This window comes from Streptomyces sp. NPDC093795 (assembly GCF_044764665.1).
GTDB lineage: Bacteria > Actinomycetota > Actinomycetes > Streptomycetales > Streptomycetaceae > Streptomyces.
In genome coordinates this window covers 1-20213 of record NZ_JBIWIO010000002.1, presented here as the reverse complement: position 1 = coordinate 20213, position 20213 = coordinate 1, and the positions used below count along the sequence as shown (strand labels likewise).

Sequence of the window (20213 nt, the reverse complement as noted above, 5' to 3'; positions counted from 1 at the left end):
CTCCATGCCGCAACCGGATCTCTCCCCGACCGCCGCCCCACGCGCGCGCGAACAACCGACCGCCAGCCCACGCGCGCGCGAACGCCCGCCCACAGTCCCCACCGGCCCCACCACCCCCGGCGCCCCCACCACCCCCGGCGACGACGAGCGCACCGCCGCCCCCACCCCCACCCCCCGCAACCCCTACCTCCGCCTCTTCGCCGCCCCCGGCGCCCGCGCCTTCACGGCGGGCAATCTGATCGCCCGGCTGCCCATGGGCATGTTCGGCGTCAGCGCCGTCATCATGATCGCCGCGGCCTACGACTCGTACGCGCTCGCGGGCGCCGTCACCGCCACCGGCACGGCCGCCGGGGCCCTCACCGCCCCCTGGATCGCCCGGCTCGTCGACCGGCACGGCCAGGCGCGGATCGCGGTCCCCGCCACCGCCTACGCGGTCCTGGGCCAGCTGGTCCTGCTGCTCTGCGTCCACGCGAAGGCGCCCGTCTGGGCGCTCTTCGCCACGGCCGCCCTCACCGCCACGAGCCCCAACACGGGTGGTATGTCCCGGGCCCGCTGGGCCCACCTCTTCCGGGGCGACCGGGACGCCCTGCACACCGCCAACGCCTTCGAGCAGGCCGTCGACGAACTCTGCTTCATGCTCGGCCCGGTCGTCGCCGCGCTCGTCTGCTCGACCCTCTTCCCCGAGGCGGGCACCCTCGTCGCCGCGGCGCTCTTCCTCGGCGGGGTCCTGGTCTTCACCGCCCAGCGCTCCACCGAACCGCCGATCGCGCCGCGCACCGCCGCCGGCTCCCCGCTGCGGGTCCCCGGCATGATCCCCCTCCTCGCGGTCTTCCTCGCCACCGGCGCGGTCTTCGGCTCCATGGAGGTGGTGACCCTCGCGTACGTGGACGGCCCCGCCGCCGGCCCCGTCCTCGCCCTCCAGGCCGCCGGGTCGTGCGCGGCGGGTCTCCTCTTCGGCCGCGCCCGCCGTACCGCCCGGCTGCGCACCTGCCTGGCCGCGATGGCCGTTCTGATGACGCTGCCCCTGCTCGCCGCCACGACCGGCTCGCTGCTCGCCCTCGCCGCCGGGCTCCTGGTGGCGGGCATGGCGACGGCTCCGACGATGGTGACGGGCATGGGAATGCTCCAGCGCCTGACGCCGACGTCCCAGCTCAACGAGGGCATGACCCTGGCCGTGACGGCCCTCCTCGGCGGCATCGCGGCCGGCTCCGCCACCGGCGGCTGGGCCGCCGACCACGCCCCCTCCCCCGCCTTCGGCTTCCTGATCCCGGTCACGGCAGCGAGCCTCGCCCTGACGCTGGCCCTGACCCTGCGCGCGACGAAGGCCCGAGCATGACGAAGGCCCGGCAGTCTGACGACTGCCGGGCCTTCGCCCACATGGGATGAGGTGTCCGAGCGGGCAAGCCCCTCGGACGCTCGGTGGAGATGGCGGGAATCGAACCCGCGTCCAACGGTACGGAAACAGAGCTTCTCCGTGTGCAGTCCGCTACGAGTTTCTCAGCCCCGGAGATCACGCGGACAAGTCTCCGACGGGCTCAGTCACTGTTTGATTTCCCCCTCAGCCCCGTGACCGGGCCGAGAGGTTTAGATCCCTGAATGACGCCAGGATCCGGGTCGGGACCATCCCCGGGCTGACGCTCCTCACAGAGGCTTCTTGTCGTTACCTAAAATTAGGCAGCGAGGGCGAAGCGGGAGTTATCGCTCTTGGAGTTGGCGATTATTGGTTGCGACATATGGTTAACGAGATCATTGCCGCTTCCTCGACACGCTTCCTCTGCATCGGTATCCGCTGTCGAAACCGATCATCCCCATGTTTATTTTTCAACGCGCACGCCCCTTGCGAGGTGTGCAGAGCCCATCGTACGTGACCGACGGCCGCTGTCGCCAGCGTATTACCCGCGGCCGCGCCGCTAGGCGATCTTGGCCGCGCGCTCCCTGCGCTTGGCCGCCGCGATGGCCCGGTTGGTCTCGCGGGTGTCCTGCTTCTCGCGCAGGGTCTGCCGCTTGTCGAACTCCTTCTTGCCCTTGGCGAGCGCGATCTCGACCTTGACCCGCCCGTTCAGGAAGTACAGCGCGAGGGGCACGATCGTGTGACCCGTCTCCTGCGACTTCGACTCCAGCTTGTCGATCTCCTCGCGGTGCAGCAGCAGCTTCCGCTTCCGCTTCGCCGAGTGGTTGGTCCAGCTGCCCTGCATGTACTCGGGCACATGGATGTTGTGCAGCCACGCCTCGTGGTTGTCGATCTGCACGAAGCCGTCGACGAGCGAGGCGCGGCCCATCCGCAGCGACTTCACCTCGGTGCCCATGAGGACCAGACCGCACTCGTACGTGTCGACGATGTGGTAGTCGTGGTGCGCCTTCTTGTTCTGCGCGATGATCTTGCGCTCGGGCGCCTTGTCCTGGTTCTTCTTCGCAGGCTTGCCCTGCACGTTCACGAGTCCCTTTGCCATAGTGCGGTCATTTTCGCACTACGAGCCCCCTCCGAGGCCACTCAATACCGTCTTCGCCCGTTCCTCGGCCCGTTCCCCGGCCGCGAGGTCGGGGGTGATGCCCCGGCCGTCGACCGCGTGCCCGGCCGGTGTGCGGTAGTGGCCGACGGTCAGCTCGGCGACGGAGCCGTCCGGCAGCGCGCTCGGCATCTGGACCGCGCCCTTGCCGAAGGTGCGCGAACCGACCGTGACCGCCCGGCCCCGGTCCTGGAGGGCGCCGGTGAGCAGCTCGGCCGCGCTCATGGTGCCCCCGTCGATCAGCGCGACCAGGGGCCTGCCGGTGTCGCCGCCGCCCTCCGCGTACACGGCCCGCTGCTCGCCCTCCACGTCGTACGTGGCGACCAGACCGCCGTCGAGGAAGGCGGAGGCGGCCACGGCGGCCTCGGCGACCAGGCCGCCCGCGTTGCCCCGCAGGTCCAGCAGGACACCGGCGCCGGCCGGGGCGGCCCGTACCGCGTCACGCACGCGCGTGCCCGCGCCCTTGGTGAAGGCCGCGACCCGGATGAACAGGGTCCCGTCGTCCAGGCGGCGGACGGTGACCGGGTCCGTGGCGAGCCGGGCCCGGCGCAGGGTCTGCGTCCAGGCGGTGCGGCCGCGCTCGACGCGGAGGGCGACGGCCGTGCCGGCCACGCCGTCGCCGCGCAGCAGGGCGACGACCTCGGAGACGGAGAGGCCGTCGACGGGGCGTCCGTCGACGGAGACGAGCCGGTCGCCCGTCCGGAGCCCGGCCCGCTCGGCGGGGCCGCCGGCCTGCACCCGGGTCACCCGGACGCGGTTCTCACCGGCACGGCCCGCGGAGAGTCCGACGCCCGTGTAGGTGCCGTCGAGGGCCTGCTCGAACTCGGCGTACTCCTTCTTGTCGTACACCGCGCCCCAGCGGTCGCCGCTGCGGCTGACGAACTCCTCGGCGGCCTGCTTGCCCGACTTCCCGTCGGCCATGGCAGCGGCGGCGGCGCGGTTCAGGGCGGCGCTGTCGACGGGCGCGCCGGCCGGGGGCCGCTGCCCCGCGCGCGTGGAGGCGCCGGAGGGTTCGCCCGCCGCGTCCTGCCGGGGCAGGGAGCCGGTGGCGGCGGCGGTGGCGAGGACCCCGGCGAAGACCAACGTCAGAACGGCCCCACGGAGTAAGCCGCGGGGCCGGGTACAGAGGTGTTCGGTGTCGGCCGACATGCCGCCCACTGTAGGACAAGACGATGGCGCCGCACGGGCTTTGGCCGTACGACGCCATCCACCGTCAGTGGTCTCTTCTCACACCTTCAGGTACTTGCGCAGCGCGATGAAGGCGGCAATGGCGGGCATGAGGAGCCCGATGGCGATCACGAGCGGCAGCACCGAGAAGACGGCGTCCCAGCCGATGAAGTTGACCAGCTGCATCTTGTCCGCGAGGGCGATGCCGTGGTCGATCAGGAAGTACCGGCCGACGACCAGCAGCACGCAGGCGAACGCGCCGCCGAGGAGCCCGGCGAACGCCGCCTCCATGATGAACGGCATCTGGATGTAGAAACTGGACGCGCCGACGAGCCGCATGATGCCGGTCTCGCGGCGGCGGCTGAACGCCGAGACGCGCACGGTGTTGACGATCAGCATCAGCGCGATGACCAGCATCAGGCCCATGACGCCGACGGCGGCGATGTTCATACCGTTCATCAGGTCGAACAGGTTCTGCAGGATCTCCCGCTGGTCCTGCACCGACTGGACGCCCTCACGGCCCGCGAAGGCGGTGGCGACCACCTTGTACTTCTCCGGGTCCTTGAGCTTGACCCGGAACGACTCCGGCATCTGGTCCGGCGTGATGACGGAGGCGATGGCGGTGTCGCTGTACTTCTCCTTGTAGTGCTTGAACGCCTCGTCGGCCGACTCGTAGTAGACGGTCTCGACGACGTCCATCTTCCTCAGATCGGCCTCGATCTGCTTCTTCTGCTGGGCCGTGACCGCGCCCTTGGGGCACTTGGTCCCTTCGGTCGCGTCGCCCTTGGTGCAGAGGTAGATGGAGACGTTGACCTTGTCGTACCAGTAGTCCTTCATCGTGCTGACCTGCTCGCGCATGAGCAGCGCGCCGCCGAAGAGGGCGAGCGAGAGGGCCACGGAGATGACGACGGCGAAGGTCATCGTGAGATTGCGCCGGAGACCGACACCGATCTCGGAGAGCACGAACTGAGCGCGCATGGGTCTGCTTTCTCCTACTCGCTACAGGCTCAGTGCTGGTATCCGTAGACGCCGCGCGCCTGGTCGCGGACCAGGCGGCCCTTCTCGAGCTCTATGACGCGCTTGCGCATCTGGTCGACGATGTTCTGGTCGTGGGTCGCCATGACGACGGTGGTCCCTGTCCTGTTGATGCGGTCGAGCAGCTTCATGATGCCGACCGAGGTCTGCGGGTCGAGGTTGCCGGTGGGCTCGTCGGCGATCAGCAGCATCGGACGGTTGACGAAGGCACGGGCGATGGCGACGCGCTGCTGCTCACCACCGGAGAGCTCGCCCGGCATCCGGTCCTCCTTGCCGCCGAGCCCGACCAGGTCGAGCACCTGCGGCACGGCCTTGCGGATCTCGCCGCGCGGCTTGCCGATGACCTCCTGGGCGAAGGCCACGTTCTGGGCGACGGTCTTGTTGGGCAGCAGGCGGAAGTCCTGGAAGACGGTGCCGAGCTGACGCCGCATGTGCGGCACCTTCCAGTTGGACAGCCGGGCCAGGTCCTTGCCGAGGACGTGCACCTGGCCTTGGCTGGCGCGCTCCTCTCGGAGGAGCAGGCGCAGGAAAGTCGACTTACCGGAGCCGGAGGAACCGACGAGGAAGACGAACTCCCCCTTCTCGATCTCCAGGGAGACATCCCGGAGCGCGGGGCGGTTCTGCTTCGGATAGGACTTGGAGACGTTGTCGAATCGGATCACGGATGCACCACGGTCGGCCGGGAGTAGGTGTGCGTGACCTTACGCGAACGGGGTAGTCCCGCGCAGTCGCGGTCCTGGCTTGCGCGCTTTATCCTTTTCGCCCTTCCCGGCGGGCCGGGAGCTGTCCGGTGGGGCGCGCCGAAACGCCGCCGAGCTGGCACAGTGGTAGGGGGAACGTCCCGGCCCTGTCGGACGTTGTCCCGATGAGTAGCCCCCAGTGCGGGAGGAGGAGAGCGCATGACCTACGACCGACTGGTGTGCGCCAACTGCGCGGCCCCTGTCGCCGAGGGGCGCTGCCGCGTCTGCCGCGCGAACCGGGAGCGGCTGACCCCGCAGGGTCTGTCGCCCGCGATGCTGCTGACGCTCGCGATCGCTCTGCTGGCCGCCATCGCACTGCTCGCGGCGGTCCGTACGGCCTAGCCGGGCCGCGCGGGCGTCCACACGAGCCGGAAAGCACGAGGAAGGGCCGGGGAGAAGCTCCCCGGCCCTTCTTCTTCGCGGATCGGTCAGACGGCGGTACGACCACCGGCGACGAGACGCGGCAGCATACGGAAGCCGATGCCACCGGCGATCATGGTCGCTGCACCGATGATCAGGAACGAGGTCTCGGCCGCACCGGTCTCGGCGAGCTCCTCCTTCGCCTGACCCTGCTGCACGGGCTGCGAGCCGGCGTTGTTGGTGTCGGTGTTGTTGTTGCCACCGTCCACGCACTCGGCGCCGTCGAGGTCGACGGTGCAGGTGCCGGCGTCACCGGAGTCGTCGGTGCCGCCGGGCGTGGTGGGCGCGGTGGTCTCGTTCCCGTTGCCGTTCCCGTTCCCGTTGCCGTTCCCGTTGCCGTTCCCGTTCCCGTTCCCGTTGCCGTTGCCGTTCCCGTTGTCGTCACCGCCGTCGTCCGGCGTGCCGGGCGTGGTGGTGACCGGCGGCTCAACCGGCGGCTCAACCGGCGGCTCGACGGGGGGCTCAACCGGCGGCTCAACCGGCGGCTCAACCGGCGGCTCGACCGGCGGCTCGACGGGGGGCTCGACCGGCGGCTCGACCGGCGGCTCGACGGGCGGCTCGACCGGCGGCTCGACCGGCGGCTCGACCGGCGGCTCGACCGGCGGCTCGACCGGCGGCTCGACGGGCGGCTCGACCGGCGGCTCGACGGGCGGCTCCTCGCAGCCGACGTTCTCGGGAAGGCACACGGGCGGCTCGTCAGTGACGCCGAACGCCTGCGCGGCACCCGCCGCCGTCAGCGAAGCGCCGGCGGCGATCATGGCACCGGCCGCGATACGCACGAAGCGCACTCGCATTTTTCTGCTCATCTAGGTGCTACCCCCAGTAGTCCATCTCGTCATGGGGCAGCGCTCGGGGCCCGCGCAGCAGGGGCGGCGTCACGACTGGGCCTGCCCCCGTTCACACGCGCCCCAGAATTGCGCATGCCAGTACGCCACCCTTCCGAGTTTCCGATGAAGCGTCAAGGCCGTTGCGCGTGCGATGTCCGAAAGATCATCTTCTGCCCCACATACGACGATGCAACTGTGACGTAAACCCAGAACTCCGGGCCCCACAGCACCAGTTCCCTTGTCGACAAAGCGTCCCACCCACCCTCTTTCCGCTTGCGTCAGCGAATCCGCAGACCGGACACATGCCTCGGGCGGAACGACGACGGGCCCCGCACCGGAAGGTGCGGGGCCCGGACGTGTGCTGCCGTGGGGCTACTTGTCCTGCTGCTTGCGCCAGCGGATGCCCGCCTCGAGGAAGCCGTCGATCTCGCCGTCCAGGACGGCCTGCGGGTTGCCGACCTCGAACTCCGTACGGAGGTCCTTGACCATCTGGTACGGGTGGAGGACGTACGAGCGCATCTGGTTGCCCCAGGAACTGCCGCTGTCCTTCAGGGCGTCCATCCTGGCCCGCTCCTCCTGGCGCTGGCGCTCCAGGAGCTTGGCCTGGAGGACGTTCATGGCGCTCGCCTTGTTCTGGATCTGCGAGCGCTCGTTCTGGCAGGAGACGACGATGCCGGTCGGGAGGTGCGTGATGCGCACGGCCGAGTCGGTCGTGTTGACGCCCTGGCCACCGGGGCCCGAGGCGCGGTAGACGTCGATGCGCAGCTCGCCCTCGTCGATCTCGACGTGGTCGGAGGACTCGACGACCGGCAGGATCTCGACGCCGGCGAAGGAGGTCTGGCGGCGGCCCTGGTTGTCGAAGGGCGAGATGCGGACCAGGCGGTGGGTGCCCTGCTCGACGGAGAGCGTGCCGTAGGCGTACGGCGCCTTCACCACGAAGGTGGTCGACTTGATGCCGGCCTCCTCCGCGTACGAGGTCTCGTAGATCTCGGTCGAGTAGCCGTGGCGCTCCGCCCAGCGCAGGTACATGCGCTGGAGCCGCTCGGCGAAGTCGGAGGCGTCGACGCCGCCGGCCTCCGCCCGGATGTTGACCAGGGCCTCGCGCTCGTCGTACTCGCCGGAGAGGAGGGTGCGGACCTCCATCTCGTCGAGGGCCTTGCGGACGGAGGTGAGCTCCGTCTCGGCCTCGGCGAGGGTGTCCGGGTCGTCCATCTCCTCGGCGAGCTCGAAGAGCACCCCGAGGTCGTCGATGCGCCCGCGCAGGGTCTCGGCCTTGCGGACCTCGGCCTGGAGGTGCGAAAGCTTGCTCGTGATCTTCTGCGCCGCCTCCGGGTCGTCCCACAGGGACGGGGCCGCGGCCTGCTCTTCGAGCACGGCGATGTCGGCCCTCAGCTTCTCGAGGTCCAGGACGGCCTCGATCGACCCCATGGTCGAGGAGAGGGACTTCAGCTCTTCGGATACATCGACGACTGCCACGCGTCCAGCGTAACGGCTCCGGGCAAGGAGCCGAACCTTTGGCCACCGCCGCCGCTGGGACGCCTACGGCAGGGAGGACTGCTTCGAGTCCTGGGGCGGGGTGTCCGCGTCCCCCGACGCCACCACATAGCCGCCGGCGCCCAGAGCGCCCGCGACGAAGACCGCCGCGACGGCGAGGGTGATCCGGCGCTTGCGGACCGCCTCCGCCTTGTGGCGGGCCGAGCCGGGGCGGCGCGCGCCGGCGGCGCGCGGGGCCCGCGCGGTGCCGAGGGGGCCGCCCGAGAGCTCGTCGGGGGCGGGGACCCGCATGGAGGTGTGGGTGTCGCGGTTGGAGTCGGCCGATGCGCCCGGGACGAGCGGGACGGCGGCCCGGCGCGGGCCGGGCTCACCGGCGCCCGTACCCGTGGCGTACGCCTCCGGTTCCGGTTCCGGCGTCGACGCCGTCTCTTCCGGGTCCAGCTCGTCGACGTCGAGCGGCGGGATGCCCTTGAGCAGCGGCAGGACGTCCTTGAGGCGGGCGGCGAGCTCGGAGGCGCGCAGCCGGGAGGCCGGGGCCTTCGCCAGGCACTGCACTATCAGCTGCCACAGCTCCTCGGGGATGCCGGGCAGCGGGACGACGGTCTCGGTGACGTGGCGGCGCAGGACGGCGCCGGGATGGCCGCCGCCGAAGGGGGTGAACCCGGCGAGCAGCTCGTACAGGACCGTCGCGAGGGCGTAGATGTCGACGGCGGCGCGCGGCGGGAGGCCTTCGACGATCTCGGGGGCGAGGTAGTCGGGGGTGCCGATGATCCGGGTGGCCTTGGTGCGGCCGGGGGTGTCGATCAGCTTGGCGACACCGAAGTCGGTGAGGAGGGCGGGGTGGGCGCCGCCGGGGCCGAGCGGGCCCTCCATGTCGAGCAGGATGTTCTCGGGCTTGACGTCCCGGTGGACGACCCCGGCCGCGTGCGCGGCGGCGAGGGCGTCGGCGACGTCGGCGGTGATCGCGACGGCGGCCTCGGGGGCGAGCCGCCGTTCCCGGTCGAGGCGGGTGCGCAGGTCGGTGCCGCGTACCAGGTCCATGACGAGGGCCAGGTCGTTGCCGTCGACGACGAGGTCGCGGACCTTGACCACGCGGGGGTGGTCGAGGCCGAGCAGGGCGGTGCGCTCCTGGACGAAGCGGCCGACGAGCTCCTGGTCGGATGCCAGGTCCTCGCGCAGCAGTTTGACGGCGACGGGACCCTCGGGCCCCTCGCCGAGCCACACCGTTCCGGCACTGCCCCGCCCGAGGATCTGGTGGGTGGTGTAGCGGCTGCCGATGTTCCGTGCCAAGACTGCTCCCTCAGCGGCTGCGGTTCGCGAGCAAAGTTACGCGTCCGCAGCCGCCGGTCGTCACTTCCGAGGGGAAATCACCCCTGGGAAGTCGATAAATCGGCAGTATTACCCGCGATTACTGTCCCGTACCGCCGGTAGTACCCCCGGAGCCGGTGGAGTCGCCGATCGTGGAGATCCAGTCGGTGACCGTCGTGATGCCGTCGCCGATGGCCTCCCAGTAGCTCTTGCCCTCGGCGATCCAGTCCTGGAGCGGGGTCAGCTCCCAGACGAGCCAGCCCGCGACCACGAACAGGACGATCATGACCAGGCAGCCCTTGAGGCAGCCGAGGCCGGGGATCCGCACCGGGTTGGCGCTGCGCTGACGCGGCGGGCGCGGCTCGCGCGGCGCCGGGGCCTGGGGCGGCGGCTGCGGCGGGGTGTACTGCTGCTGGGGCTGGGCGTACTGCTGCGGGGCGGGCGGCGGCGCGTACTGCTGCGGCTGGTGCTGCTGGTGCTGCGGCTGCTGCTGGTACTGCTGGGGCGCGGGCCGCTGCGGGGCGGGGCGCTGCTGCTGCTGGTACGGCTGAGGCGACTGCTGCTGCCCGTACGCGCCGGGCTGCTGCTGCCGGTCCTGCGGCTGCTGCGGCTGCCGCTGGGGGCGGCGGCGCAGCGGGTCCTGGCTCGGGTCCAGGTACTGCACCTGCGTCTGCTCGTTGCGGTCGCGGGCCGCGCGCAGCTGGTTCTGCCAGGGGTGCGGCTCCTCGGACTGCGCGCCCTGCCCGGGCTCCGGCGGCCGCGGCGGTACGGGAGGCATGACGGCCGTCGGGTCGGCGGCGCCCGACGGGCCGCTGGTCGGCATGACGCTGGTCGCGCCGGCGGGGTCGTACCGCGGCGGCGTCCCGGCGCCGCTGGGCAGCACCTGGGTGGGGTCCGCGGCCCCCGGCGTCTCGGGGACGGGCGCCGGCGCCGGGTCCGGCGCGAGGAGCGCTCCGACGCCGTCCGCCGCCTCGATCTGGGCGGGCGTGGAGTGGACGCCGATGCCGGCGGCGACCGCACGCAGACCACGGGCGAGGTTGACCGCGCTCGGCCGCCGGTCCGGGTCCTTGCTGAGGCAGCGCTCTATGACCGTCCACAGCGGGCCGGGCACGGTCGAGGGGCGGCGCGGCTCCTCGCTGAGGTGCCGGTGGAGGACTTCGAGGGCGGTGCCGCCCGCGAACGGGGGGCGGCCGGTGACCAGCTCGTAGAGCAGGATGCCCGCGCCGTAGATGTCGACGGCGGAGGTCTGCGGGCGTCCCTCGGCGGACTCGGGCGCCACGTACGCGGGCGTGCCGACGAACTCGTGGGTCCGGGTCAGGCCCGGGGAGTCCGCGAGGCGCGCGATGCCGAAGTCGGTGAGCATCGGGTGCATCTGGCCGCCCTGCTCGGCGAGCAGGACGTTGGCCGGCTTGAGGTCGCGGTGGACGACGCCGTCGGCGTGGCTCGCGGCGAGCGCGTCGGCGATCTGGGCGGTCAGGAGGGCGGCGGCGACCGGGGTGAGCGGGCCGCTGTCCCTGATGTACCGGTGCAGGTCGGGGCCCTCGACGAGGTCCATGACGAGCGCGAGGACATCGCCCTCGACCACCAGGTCGCGGGTGCGCACGATGTTCGGGTGGGTGAGCCGGAGCAGGACGGACCGCTCGCGCAGGAAGCGCATCACGATGTCCGCGTCGTTGGCCAGCTCCTCCTTGAGGACCTTGATCGCCACGGTCTCGCCGGGCTGGCCGGGCACGGCCGCCTCGGCGCCCGCCGTCTCCCGCTGGCGGGCTCGCCAGACGGTGCCCGTGGCGCCGCGGCCGAGCGGCTCCTCGAGCAGGTACTTGCTGCCGATAGGCCGCACGTCACGCGCTCCCTGCTGTCCGTGGTCGGGGCTGCTCCGGTGATGTACCCGGGGTCCCTGTCCTCTGTTGTGACCCGTCCGGGTGTCCGACCCACTTTAGTGCCGCCGAACGGGGTACCGGCCGGTCCTCCACAGGCCGATTCCGATGCCTGTGGACGGGGCCGGCGGAGGTTCCTCGCGGTGGGGGGCCGGGCCCGGAGTGCCGGGATGCTCCCGGCCGGGGCCCTGAAACGACCGGACACCTGTCCGGAAGGAGACGCTCCTGAGGCCGCGACGGTTGCCGGGCACCTTCCGAAGGCATGCTCAACCAGGCACTTTTACGTCCACAGCCGACCATTCAAGATCACTTCCAGCCGACCCGGGGGCGGGTTGTCGGTGGCAGGTGCGAGGATGCCTCCAGCACGTCGCGTCGAGGGGTCGGGAGCCCCTGCGCCGTGCCGACCTGTACCGGACGACGTGTCCGTGCCGGGTGGGGGGAGTCACAGGGCGGTCCCCCTGCCGGGCATGTCGCGCAGAAGGGACCGCTGACGGCGATGCAGATCCGGCTGACCGTCCTCGCGCCGTACGCCGGCCATGGCACCGGGCGCGCCTGCGACGTGCTCGTCACGGCCCCCGCGGGGACGGCGCTCGCCGCCGTGGCCTCGAACCTCGCGGCGGCCGTCACGGGCCCCGACACCTCCGCCTCGGGCACGACCGTGCTCTACGCGGGCGCGGAGCGGCTCGACACCCGCCGCAGCGTCCTCGGCGAGCCCCCGCTGGTCGACGGCGCCGTGCTCTCCCTCCAGGTCCCGGGACCGGACGACCGTGTCGGCGAGAAGGCCTCCGCCCGGCTGCACGTGGTGGCGGGCCCGGACGCGGGCGGGGTGCATCTGCTGCACGGCGGACCGATCAGAATCGGCCGTTCCGTGGACGCCGACGTTCCGCTCGACGACCCGGACGTCTCCCGTGCGCACTGCGTGGTGACCGTCGGCGAGGACGGCCGGGTCACGGTCGCCGACCGCGGCTCGACGAACGGCACGACCCTCGACGGCGTACCCGTCGGCGACCGCCCGGTGCGGTTCCCCGCGGGCGCGCTGCTGCGGCTCGGCGAATCCGCCCTCCGCCTGACCGGCGCGGGCGACGACCTCCGCGGTACGGACGCGAGGGCGACGGCCCCGGACGGCGAGGGCCATCTGCGGGTCGCGCGGGGAACGGACGACGGACGGGACTGGGCGGGGCGGACGGACGGGCCGGACCGGACGGAGCGGACGGACGGGCCGGACCGGAGGGGCGGGACGGACCGGAGGGGCGGGACGGACCGATACGACGGGACCGACCGGTCCGATCGGTCCGACCGGGCGCACAGGTCCGACGGGTCCGACCAGGCGTACAGGGCCGACCGAAGCGACCAGTCCGACCGGACCTACAGGGCCGACCGGTCCGACGAGGCCTACAGGGCTGACCGGCCGGAGTACGCGCGCGTGCCCGGAGCGGTTCCCGGGACCCCCGTGGGCGCCGCCCACGCCGCCCACGACTCCACCCACGGCGATGCGCGCGGTGTCCTGTACGACGGCGGCGGCGCGACCTCGGAGCCGTACGACGACGGTCCGTACGGCGCCGACTCCCCCGGCCACGCGCGCGCGGGGGGCCACGGGGACCGCCACGACGGATCCGCGGGCGCCGAGGGCGGCGGCGCGGCCCGCGGCAGGACCCGTCAGGCCAGGGGCGAGGCCCCGACCGCGCCCACGCGCGCGGGTGGAAAGCGCGGGCTCGGAGCGTGGGCCCGGCGTTGGACGGGCGGCCGCGAGGACCTCCCGGCACCCGCCGCCGACCCCCGTACCGCCCCGGACACCCACGCCGGCCCCCGGCCCGACACCAGCGCGCGGGACGGCGCGTCCGCGCCGGGACCGGCGGCCGACACCTGGCCCGACCCGGCCACCCTCCTGCTCACCGCCCTCGGCCCCGGCCCCCGGCTCTGGGAGCGCGGCGAGGACCACCCCGAGTCCCTGGTGGTCCGGCTCGGTACGACGGACCGCGCGGAACTCTCCGGCGTGCCCGTCACCGTGGCGCTGCGCGAGGCCGGTTCCCTCGGTCTCGCGGGCCCCGCCGACCGGCTCGCCGGCCTCGCCCGGTCGGTGGTCGCCCAGCTCGCCGCCCTGCACTCCCCCTCCGACCTGGAGATCGTGCTGATCAGCGCCGACCGGAACCGCTCGCTCGACGAGCGGCGCCGTGCCTGGGGCTGGCTCGGCTGGCTCCCGCACGTCCGGCCGGCCCACGGCCAGGACTGCCGCCTGCTCCTGGCGTACGACCGCGAGCAGGCCCAGGCCCGTACGGCGGAGCTGACCCGGCGGCTCGACGACGGCCCGCTCGGCCCCGGCTGGCCCAGCGCCGACCGCGCGTCCATCGCCGAGGTCGCGGCGCGCCACGAGGGGCCGACGACCGTCGTGGTCGTCGACGGCGATCCCGGTTCGGCTGCGCTCCGCGAGACGGTGGCGCGGCTGGCCGGGGCCGGAGCGGCCGCCGGCATCCATCTCCTGTGCCTCGCCGAGGCGCCCTCGGCCTCCCCGGTCTCGCCGGTGGCCGCCACGTACGAGACCGCCTGCGCCTCGTCCCTGGCGTTCCGCGAGTGCGGGGCCGCCGTGCTCCTCAGCGGCGACGTGGCGACGGCGCTGCGGCTGCTGCGGACCTCCGGCGGCCGGGTCGCGGGCCATGGCACCGTCGGCGTGGTCGACGCGGTCTCCGTCGCCTGGGCCGAGCGGTTCGGGCGCGCGCTGGCCCCGCTGCGTACGGACACGACGGCGGTCCCTGGTGCCCGGGCCGCCGCGCTGCCCCCGTCGGCCCGGCTCCTCGACGAGCTCGGGCTCGCCCGGGCCACGCCCGCGTCGCTGATGGCCCGCTGGGCCTCCGCCGGTGACGGCACGGCCGTCCTGGGCGCCGGTCCGCGCGGGCCGCTCGCGGTGGACCTCACCCGGGAGGGCCCGCACCTGCTGATCGAGGGCCCCGCGGGGAGCGGGCGGACGGAGCTGCTCCGCTCGATCGCCGCGTCGCTCGCGGCGGGCGGGCGCCCCGACCGGCTCGGTCTGCTCCTGGTGGACGGGGCGGGCGGCGAGCGCGGCGAAGGACTCGCGGCCTGTACGGAGCTGCCGCACGTCACCGAGCACCTGGTCGCCTCGGACCCGGTGCGGATGCGGGAGTTCGCGCAGGCGCTCGGCGCGGAGCTGAAGCGCCGGGCGGAGCTCATCGGCGACGGCCACTTCGCCGACCGGCGTGGCACGCGCGGCGCCGACCGGCTGATCGGCCAGCGCGCCCCGAGCGCGGCGGAGTCCGTGCCGCAGGGCGCCCGCGCGACCGTCCGCGTCCAGGACGCCGGCGACCACGCGAACCGCCCGAGCAGCCGCACCCTGCGCACGGGCGACGGCACGATCGGCGCCCTGCCGAGCTCCCGGAGCGGGCGTACGGGCGACCCGTACCCCGACACGGACGACCTCGGCGGCCGCCCCAGCGGCCGGATCACATACGGCACGCCGGACGGCCGAGCGAACGGCCGGCCCACGTACCCGGCCAACCCGGACGAGCAAGCCGGCGCCCGCACGCCGTACCCGGCCGACCTCGAAGACCGAGGCAGTGGCCGAACCCCGTATCCGACCGACATCGAAGGCCGAACCAGCAGCCGAACCCCCTACCCCGCCGACATCGAAGACCGAGCCAGCGGCCGGACCCCGTACCCCACCGACATCGACGGCCGAGCCAGCAGCCGTACGCCGTACCCCGCCGACATCGAAAGCCGGAGCAGCCGCCGGACTTCGTACCCCGGCAGCGACGACCTCGGCGGGCGCCCCAGTGGCCGGACCCCGTACCCCGGCGACCGCGAGAGCCGAACGAGTGACCGGACGCCGTACCCGGGCGACCTCGACAACCGAACGAGCAGCCGCACCCCCTACCCCGGCGACCTCGACAACCGAACGAGCAGCCGCACCCCCTACCCCGGCGGCGACGACCTCCGCGGGCGGCCCAGCAGCCGGACGCCGTACCCGGGCGACCCCGACAACAGAACGAGCAGCCGCACTCCCTACCCCGGCGGCGACGACCTCGGCGGCCGTCCGAGCAGCCGGACCGCGTACCCGGGGGGCGACCCCGGCGCCCGCCCGAGCAGCCGCACCCTCCGCACGGGCGACGGCGACCTCACCGACCACCCGAGCGGACGCGTACCCCGCCCGGGAGCCGAGGACCTGGGCGGTCACCCCAGCGGCCGCATCCCCCGCGCCGGGGCCGGCGACCTCCCCGACCGCCCCAGCGGCCGCACGCCCCACCCCGGAACCGGCGACCTCACTGACCACCCCAGCAGACGCGCCCCCGCAGCGGACGACGCCGGCGGTCGGGTCCCCCGCCCCGCCACCGGCGACCTCACCGACCACCCCAGCGGACGCGTCCCCCGCCCCGCCACCGGTGAGCCCGCCCCCCTCAGGGGCGGAAGCTCCGCCTACCTCCCCCGGCTCGTCGTCCTCGTCGACGACTTCGACGCCCTCGTCGCCCCCGCGCTCGGCGCGTCCGGCCGGCCCGCCGCCGGGTCGGTCGTGCGGGCCCTCGAGGCCGTCGCGCGGAACGGCGAGCGGCTCGGGGTGCACCTCGTCGCGACCTCCGCGCGCCCGGACCGGACCTCCGACACGGAGCTCGCGCACGGGGCCCGGCTGCGGATCGTGCTCGACGCGCCCCCGGTGACCGCCGGGCCCGACGTGCCGGCGGCCGGACGCGGGCGCCTCGGCCATCCGGACGGCCGGGTCACCCCCTTCCAGGCGGGCCGCGTCACCGGCCGCATCCCCCGGACGGCGACGCTCCGCCCGACGGTCGTCCCGCTGGAGTGGGAGCGGATGGGTGATCCGCCGACCCGCCGCCCGGTCCGCGAGCTGGGCAACGGACCGACGGATCTGGCCCTCCTGGCGAGCGCCCTCGACCGGGCGGCCCGCTCGGTCGAGGCGGCTCCCGTGCCCCCGCTGACCCCCGCGTCCCACGGCTGACGTCACGTCACGAGGCAGTCACGATCCCCCGCTTGACACGGAAGGCGGTATTGCGGGGCCCCGCCACCCGGCGTAGACCTGTCGGCACGGGACAGCGAAGCGCACGGGAGAGACGGGGCAGCGATGCGTACAACTCTTCGTCCACGCAAGGCCGCAGTGAGCATGACGGCGTTCACCGCACTCGCCGCACTCGCCCTCGCGGCATGCGGCGGCGGTGGCGACGGCGGCGCCGACAAGGATCCGGGGACTTCCGCGCCCAGTGGCGGCGCGCTCCCCCTCAAGGGCGAGAAGATCGAGGTCGCCGCCGTCTGGACGGGACCGGAGCAGGAGAACTTCACCAAGGTTCTGAAGGAGTTCGAGAAGCGCACGGGCGCGACCGTCACCTTCGTGCCGGCCCAGGACCCGATCGTGAACTTCCTCGGTACGAAGATCGCGGGCGGCGCCCCGCCGGACGTGGCGATGCTCCCGCAGGTGGGCGCGATCCAGCAGGCCGCCGCCCAGAAGTGGCTCAAACCGGTCGGTCCGGACGCCGAGGCCCAGCTGGCGGCGAACTACTCGCGCGGCTGGCAGGAGCTCGGCGCGGTCGGCGGCACCCAGTACGGCGTCTACTTCAAGGCCGCCAACAAGTCCCTGGTCTGGTACAACTCCGCCGTCTTCGAGAACGCGGGCGCCACCGAGCCGAAGACCTGGAAGGAGTTCCTCACCACGGCCGAGACGATCTCGGCCTCCGGCGTCACCCCGGTCTCGGTCGGCGGCGCGGACGGCTGGACCCTCACCGACTGGTTCGAGAACGTCTATCTCTCCCAGGCCGGCCCGGCCAAGTACGACCAGCTGGCGAAGCACGAGATCAAGTGGACGGACCCGTCGGTCACCGCGGCCCTGACCACGCTCGCCGAACTGTTCGGCAAGCCGGCCCTGCTCGCGGGCGGGACGAGCGGCGCGCTGCAGACGGAGTATCCGGTCTCGGTCACCCAGACCTTCACCGGCGGGGACCAGCCCAAGGGGGCGATGGTCTTCGAGGGCGACTTCGCCGCCGTCAACATCGCGCAGACGAAGGCGAAGATCGGTACGGACGCGAAGGTCTTCCCGTTCCCCACCGTCGGCGCGGGATCGAGCCCGGTGGTGACGGGCGGCGACGCGGCCGTGGCCCTCAAGGACAGCAAGGGCGCGAAGGCGCTGCTCGCCTTCCTCGCCTCCCCGGACGCGGCGAAGATCTGGGCGGCCGAGGGCGGCTTCCTCTCCCCCAACAAGAACCTGGACCCGGCGGCGTACCCGAACGACGTCCAGCGCGAGATCGCGAAGGCGCTCATCGGCGCCGGTGACACCTTCCGCTTCGACATGTCGGACCAGATGCCGCAGTCCTTCGGCGGGACGCCGGGCAAGGGCGAGTGGAAGGCGCTCCAGGACTTCCTGAAGAACCCGAAGGACATCGCGGGGACGCAGGCGCGCCTTGAGGCGGACGCGGAGAAGGCGTACCGGGCCGCGGCGAAGAGCTGAGGCCCCGGCATGCCGAGGACACACCCCCACGGCGCCAGGAGCGGCAACAGGAGCAGGACCGTCGCCGCCGGCTTCCTGCTCCCCGCCCTGCTCCTGCTCGGCGCGCTCGTCGTCTACCCGATCGGGTACTCCGTCCAGCGCTCGCTCTTCGACCGCTCGGGCGACTCCTTCGTCGGCCTGGACAACTACATCGCCCTCGTCACCGACGACTCGCTCCGTACCGCCGTCCGCAACAACCTGATCTGGCTGGTTCTCGCCCCGGCGGTCGCGACCGCCCTCGGTCTGATCTTCGCCGTGCTCACCGAACGGGTGCGCTGGGGTACGGCGTTCAAGCTGGTCGTCTTCATGCCGATGGCGATCTCGATGCTCGCCGCCGGGATCATCTTCCGGCTCGTCTACGAGCAGGATCCGGACCGGGGGGTCGCCAACGCGGTCTGGGTCGGGGTCCACGACACCTTCGCCGAGTCGTCCGGTTTCCCCCGGGCCCGGCCACTGCCGGTCCACCCGCTGGAGGCGGCGGGCGGCGGCGCGTTCGTCACGAAGGATCCGGTGCGCGCCGGGGAGCCCGTACGGCTTCCGCTGGTCGGGGTGGCGCCGGGGCAGATGCCGGAGGAGGCCCGCCCGGCCCGCGACCCCGCCCCCACGGAGGACACGGTCACCGGTACGGCCTGGCTGGACTTCACCCGGGGCGGCGGCGGGCGGCCGAACGCCGTCGACCCGGCCGAACTGGGCCTCGCGGGGCTGCGGATCGAGGCCGTACGGGACGGGAAGGTCGTCGCCAGGGCCACGGCCGGCGCCGACGGCACCTTCACGCTGCCCGCCGACCGCGTCGACGGAGCCGTACTGCGGCTGCCCGCGAGTAACTTCCGCGAGCAGTACAACGGCGTGGAGTGGCTGGGGCCTTCGCTCGTCACCCCGGCGGTCATCGGCGCGTACGTGTGGATGTGGGCCGGGTTCGCGATGGTGCTTATCGGCGCCGGGCTCGCCGCCGTGCCGCGCGAGCTGCTCGAAGCGGCGCGGGTGGACGGGGCGAACGAGTGGCAGGTGTTCCGCAGGATCACGGTGCCGCTGCTCGCCCCGGTCCTCGCGGTCGTCCTCGTCACCCTGATGATCAACGTGCTCAAGGTCTTCGACCTGGTCTTCGTCATCGCGCCGGGCTCCGCCCAGGACGACGCGAACGTGCTCGCGCTCCAGCTGTACCGCTCGTCCTTCGGTACGGACGCCGATCTCGGGGTCGGCTCGGCCATCGCCGTCCTGCTGCTGCTCCTGGTGGTCCCGGTGATGGTCTTCAACATCCGCCGCCTGCGCCAGGAGGCCCGCCGATGAGTTCGCCCGAGGTCCGGTCGTCCCGGGTGGGTACCCCCGACGACCGGTCGTCCCGCCCGCTGGTCGCGCGGGTCGCCGCCCGTGCCGCCGGGGGCGCGGTACGCGTCTTCCTCGTCCTGACCGGCCTGTTCTGGCTGCTGCCGACGGTCGGGCTGCTGCTCTCCTCGCTCCGCTCGCCGTCCGACATCGCGGCGAGCGGCTGGTGGGAGGTGCTCACCGCCCCGGCCCAGCTGACCACCGAGAACTACGCCCATCTCCTCGCGAACGACACGATCACCGGTTCCCTCGGCTCCACCATCCTGATCACCGTCCCGGCGACCCTGCTCGTGCTGGTCATCGGCTCGTTCGCCGGGTACGCGTTCGCGTGGCTGGAGTTTCCGGGCCGGGACTGGTGGTTCCTGGGCGTGGTCGCCCTGCTCGTCGTGCCGGTGCAGGTCGCCCTGGTCCCGGTGTCGAAGCTGTTCGGGGCGGTGGGACTCTTCGAGACGACCCTCGGGGTGGTCCTCTTCCACACCGCCTTCGGGCTGCCGTTCGCGATCTTCCTGCTGCGGAACTTCTTCGCGGAGATCCCGCGCGAGCTGCTCGAAGCGGCGCGCCTCGACGGTGCGGGCGAGATCCGCCTCTTCACCCGCGTGGTGCTGCCGCTCGGCGGTCCCGCAATCGCCTCGCTCGGGATCTTCCAGTTCCTGTGGGTCTGGAACGACATGCTGATCGCGCTGATCTTCGCGGACTCGCAGTCGCCGCCGATCACGGTGGCGCTCCAGCAGCAGGTACGGCAGTTCGGCAACAACGTGGACGTGCTCGCGCCGGGGGCCTTCGTGTCGATGGTGGTGCCGCTGGTGGTGTTCTTCGCCTTCCAGCGCCAGTTCGCAACCGGGGTGATGGCGGGCGCGGTGAAGTAACCGCCCCGGACGGGCCCGGTCAGGCGCGGCCAGGCCCGGTCAGGCCCCGTCGGGGGGGGGGGGGGGGGGGGGGGGGGGGGGGCCCCCCCCCCCCCCCCCCCCCCGCCCCGCCCCCGTCGGCCGGCAGAAGTCGTCACCCGTCAGAAGTCCTCGGCG

Annotated in this window: 14 protein-coding genes and 1 other RNA gene; 6 read left to right on the top strand and 9 right to left on the bottom strand. The window is 73.1% G+C overall.

Annotated features, from left to right (window positions below):
• The first annotated feature begins 4 nt into the window (after positions 1-4).
• Positions 5-1336, top strand: a complete 1332-nt coding sequence (locus tag ACIRB7_RS05125; RefSeq protein WP_403592562.1) for an MFS transporter — start codon at positions 5-7, stop codon at positions 1334-1336.
• 81 nt (positions 1337-1417) lie between these two features.
• Here ACIRB7_RS05125 and ssrA read toward each other — a convergent pair.
• The 5 genes from ssrA to ftsE form a co-directional block, all read right to left on the bottom strand.
• Positions 1418-1810, bottom strand: a transfer-messenger RNA (tmRNA) gene (ssrA, locus tag ACIRB7_RS05120).
• Between the two features lie 100 nt (positions 1811-1910).
• Positions 1911-2450, bottom strand: a complete 540-nt coding sequence (gene smpB, locus ACIRB7_RS05115; RefSeq protein WP_351219182.1) for an SsrA-binding protein SmpB — start codon at positions 2448-2450, stop codon at positions 1911-1913.
• An 18-nt stretch (positions 2451-2468) separates the two neighbouring features.
• Positions 2469-3656, bottom strand: a complete 1188-nt coding sequence (locus tag ACIRB7_RS05110; protein ID WP_403592559.1) for a S41 family peptidase — start codon at positions 3654-3656, stop codon at positions 2469-2471.
• A gap of 78 nt (positions 3657-3734) precedes the next feature.
• Positions 3735-4652 (bottom strand): permease-like cell division protein FtsX, encoded by a 918-nt coding sequence (gene ftsX / locus ACIRB7_RS05105; RefSeq protein WP_403592556.1) that lies wholly within the window; start codon positions 4650-4652, stop codon positions 3735-3737.
• 29 nt (positions 4653-4681) lie between these two features.
• Positions 4682-5371 carry a cell division ATP-binding protein FtsE gene (gene ftsE, locus ACIRB7_RS05100; RefSeq protein WP_053648390.1) on the bottom strand — a complete coding sequence of 230 codons (690 nt, stop codon included), beginning with the start codon at positions 5369-5371 and terminating at the stop codon, positions 4682-4684.
• Positions 5372-5608: 237 nt separating this feature from the next.
• Here ftsE and ACIRB7_RS05095 point away from each other — a divergent pair, with 237 nt between their 5' ends.
• Positions 5609-5791 (top strand): hypothetical protein, encoded by a 183-nt coding sequence (locus ACIRB7_RS05095; protein WP_389679450.1) that lies wholly within the window; start codon positions 5609-5611, stop codon positions 5789-5791.
• A gap of 86 nt (positions 5792-5877) precedes the next feature.
• Here the strand turns inward: ACIRB7_RS05095 and ACIRB7_RS05090 are convergent, their stop codons facing one another.
• The 4 genes from ACIRB7_RS05090 to ACIRB7_RS05075 form a co-directional block, all read right to left on the bottom strand.
• Positions 5878-6663, bottom strand: coding sequence for an LPXTG cell wall anchor domain-containing protein (locus ACIRB7_RS05090; protein ID WP_403592553.1), 786 nt, complete (start codon positions 6661-6663; stop codon positions 5878-5880).
• 405 nt (positions 6664-7068) lie between these two features.
• Entirely contained in the window at positions 7069-8172 is a 1104-nt protein-coding gene (prfB, locus tag ACIRB7_RS05085; RefSeq protein ID WP_403592550.1) for a peptide chain release factor 2, read from the bottom strand.
• A 63-nt stretch (positions 8173-8235) separates the two neighbouring features.
• Positions 8236-9480, bottom strand: coding sequence for a serine/threonine-protein kinase (locus ACIRB7_RS05080; RefSeq protein WP_403592547.1), 1245 nt, complete (start codon positions 9478-9480; stop codon positions 8236-8238).
• A 118-nt stretch (positions 9481-9598) separates the two neighbouring features.
• The gene (locus ACIRB7_RS05075; protein WP_403592544.1) at positions 9599-11338 is read right to left on the bottom strand and encodes a serine/threonine-protein kinase; all 1740 of its coding nucleotides are present in this window, start codon (positions 11336-11338) and stop codon (positions 9599-9601) included.
• Between the two features lie 533 nt (positions 11339-11871).
• On the opposite strand from ACIRB7_RS05075, the gene ACIRB7_RS05070 reads away from it, so the two are divergent.
• The 4 genes from ACIRB7_RS05070 (at position 11872) to ACIRB7_RS05055 (ending at position 20057) form a co-directional block, all read left to right on the top strand.
• The gene (locus tag ACIRB7_RS05070) at positions 11872-16332 is read left to right on the top strand and encodes an FtsK/SpoIIIE domain-containing protein (protein WP_403592541.1); all 4461 of its coding nucleotides are present in this window, start codon (positions 11872-11874) and stop codon (positions 16330-16332) included.
• A 123-nt stretch (positions 16333-16455) separates the two neighbouring features.
• Positions 16456-17829, top strand: coding sequence for an ABC transporter substrate-binding protein (locus ACIRB7_RS05065; RefSeq protein ID WP_403592538.1), 1374 nt, complete (start codon positions 16456-16458; stop codon positions 17827-17829).
• Between the two features lie 9 nt (positions 17830-17838).
• Entirely contained in the window at positions 17839-19155 is a 1317-nt protein-coding gene (locus ACIRB7_RS05060; protein ID WP_403592535.1) for a carbohydrate ABC transporter permease, read from the top strand.
• Positions 19152-20057 carry a carbohydrate ABC transporter permease gene (locus ACIRB7_RS05055; protein ID WP_403592532.1) on the top strand — a complete coding sequence of 302 codons (906 nt, stop codon included), beginning with the start codon at positions 19152-19154 and terminating at the stop codon, positions 20055-20057. Before ACIRB7_RS05060 ends, ACIRB7_RS05055 begins: the two co-directional genes overlap by 4 nt.
• Positions 20058-20213 lie beyond the last annotated feature (156 nt).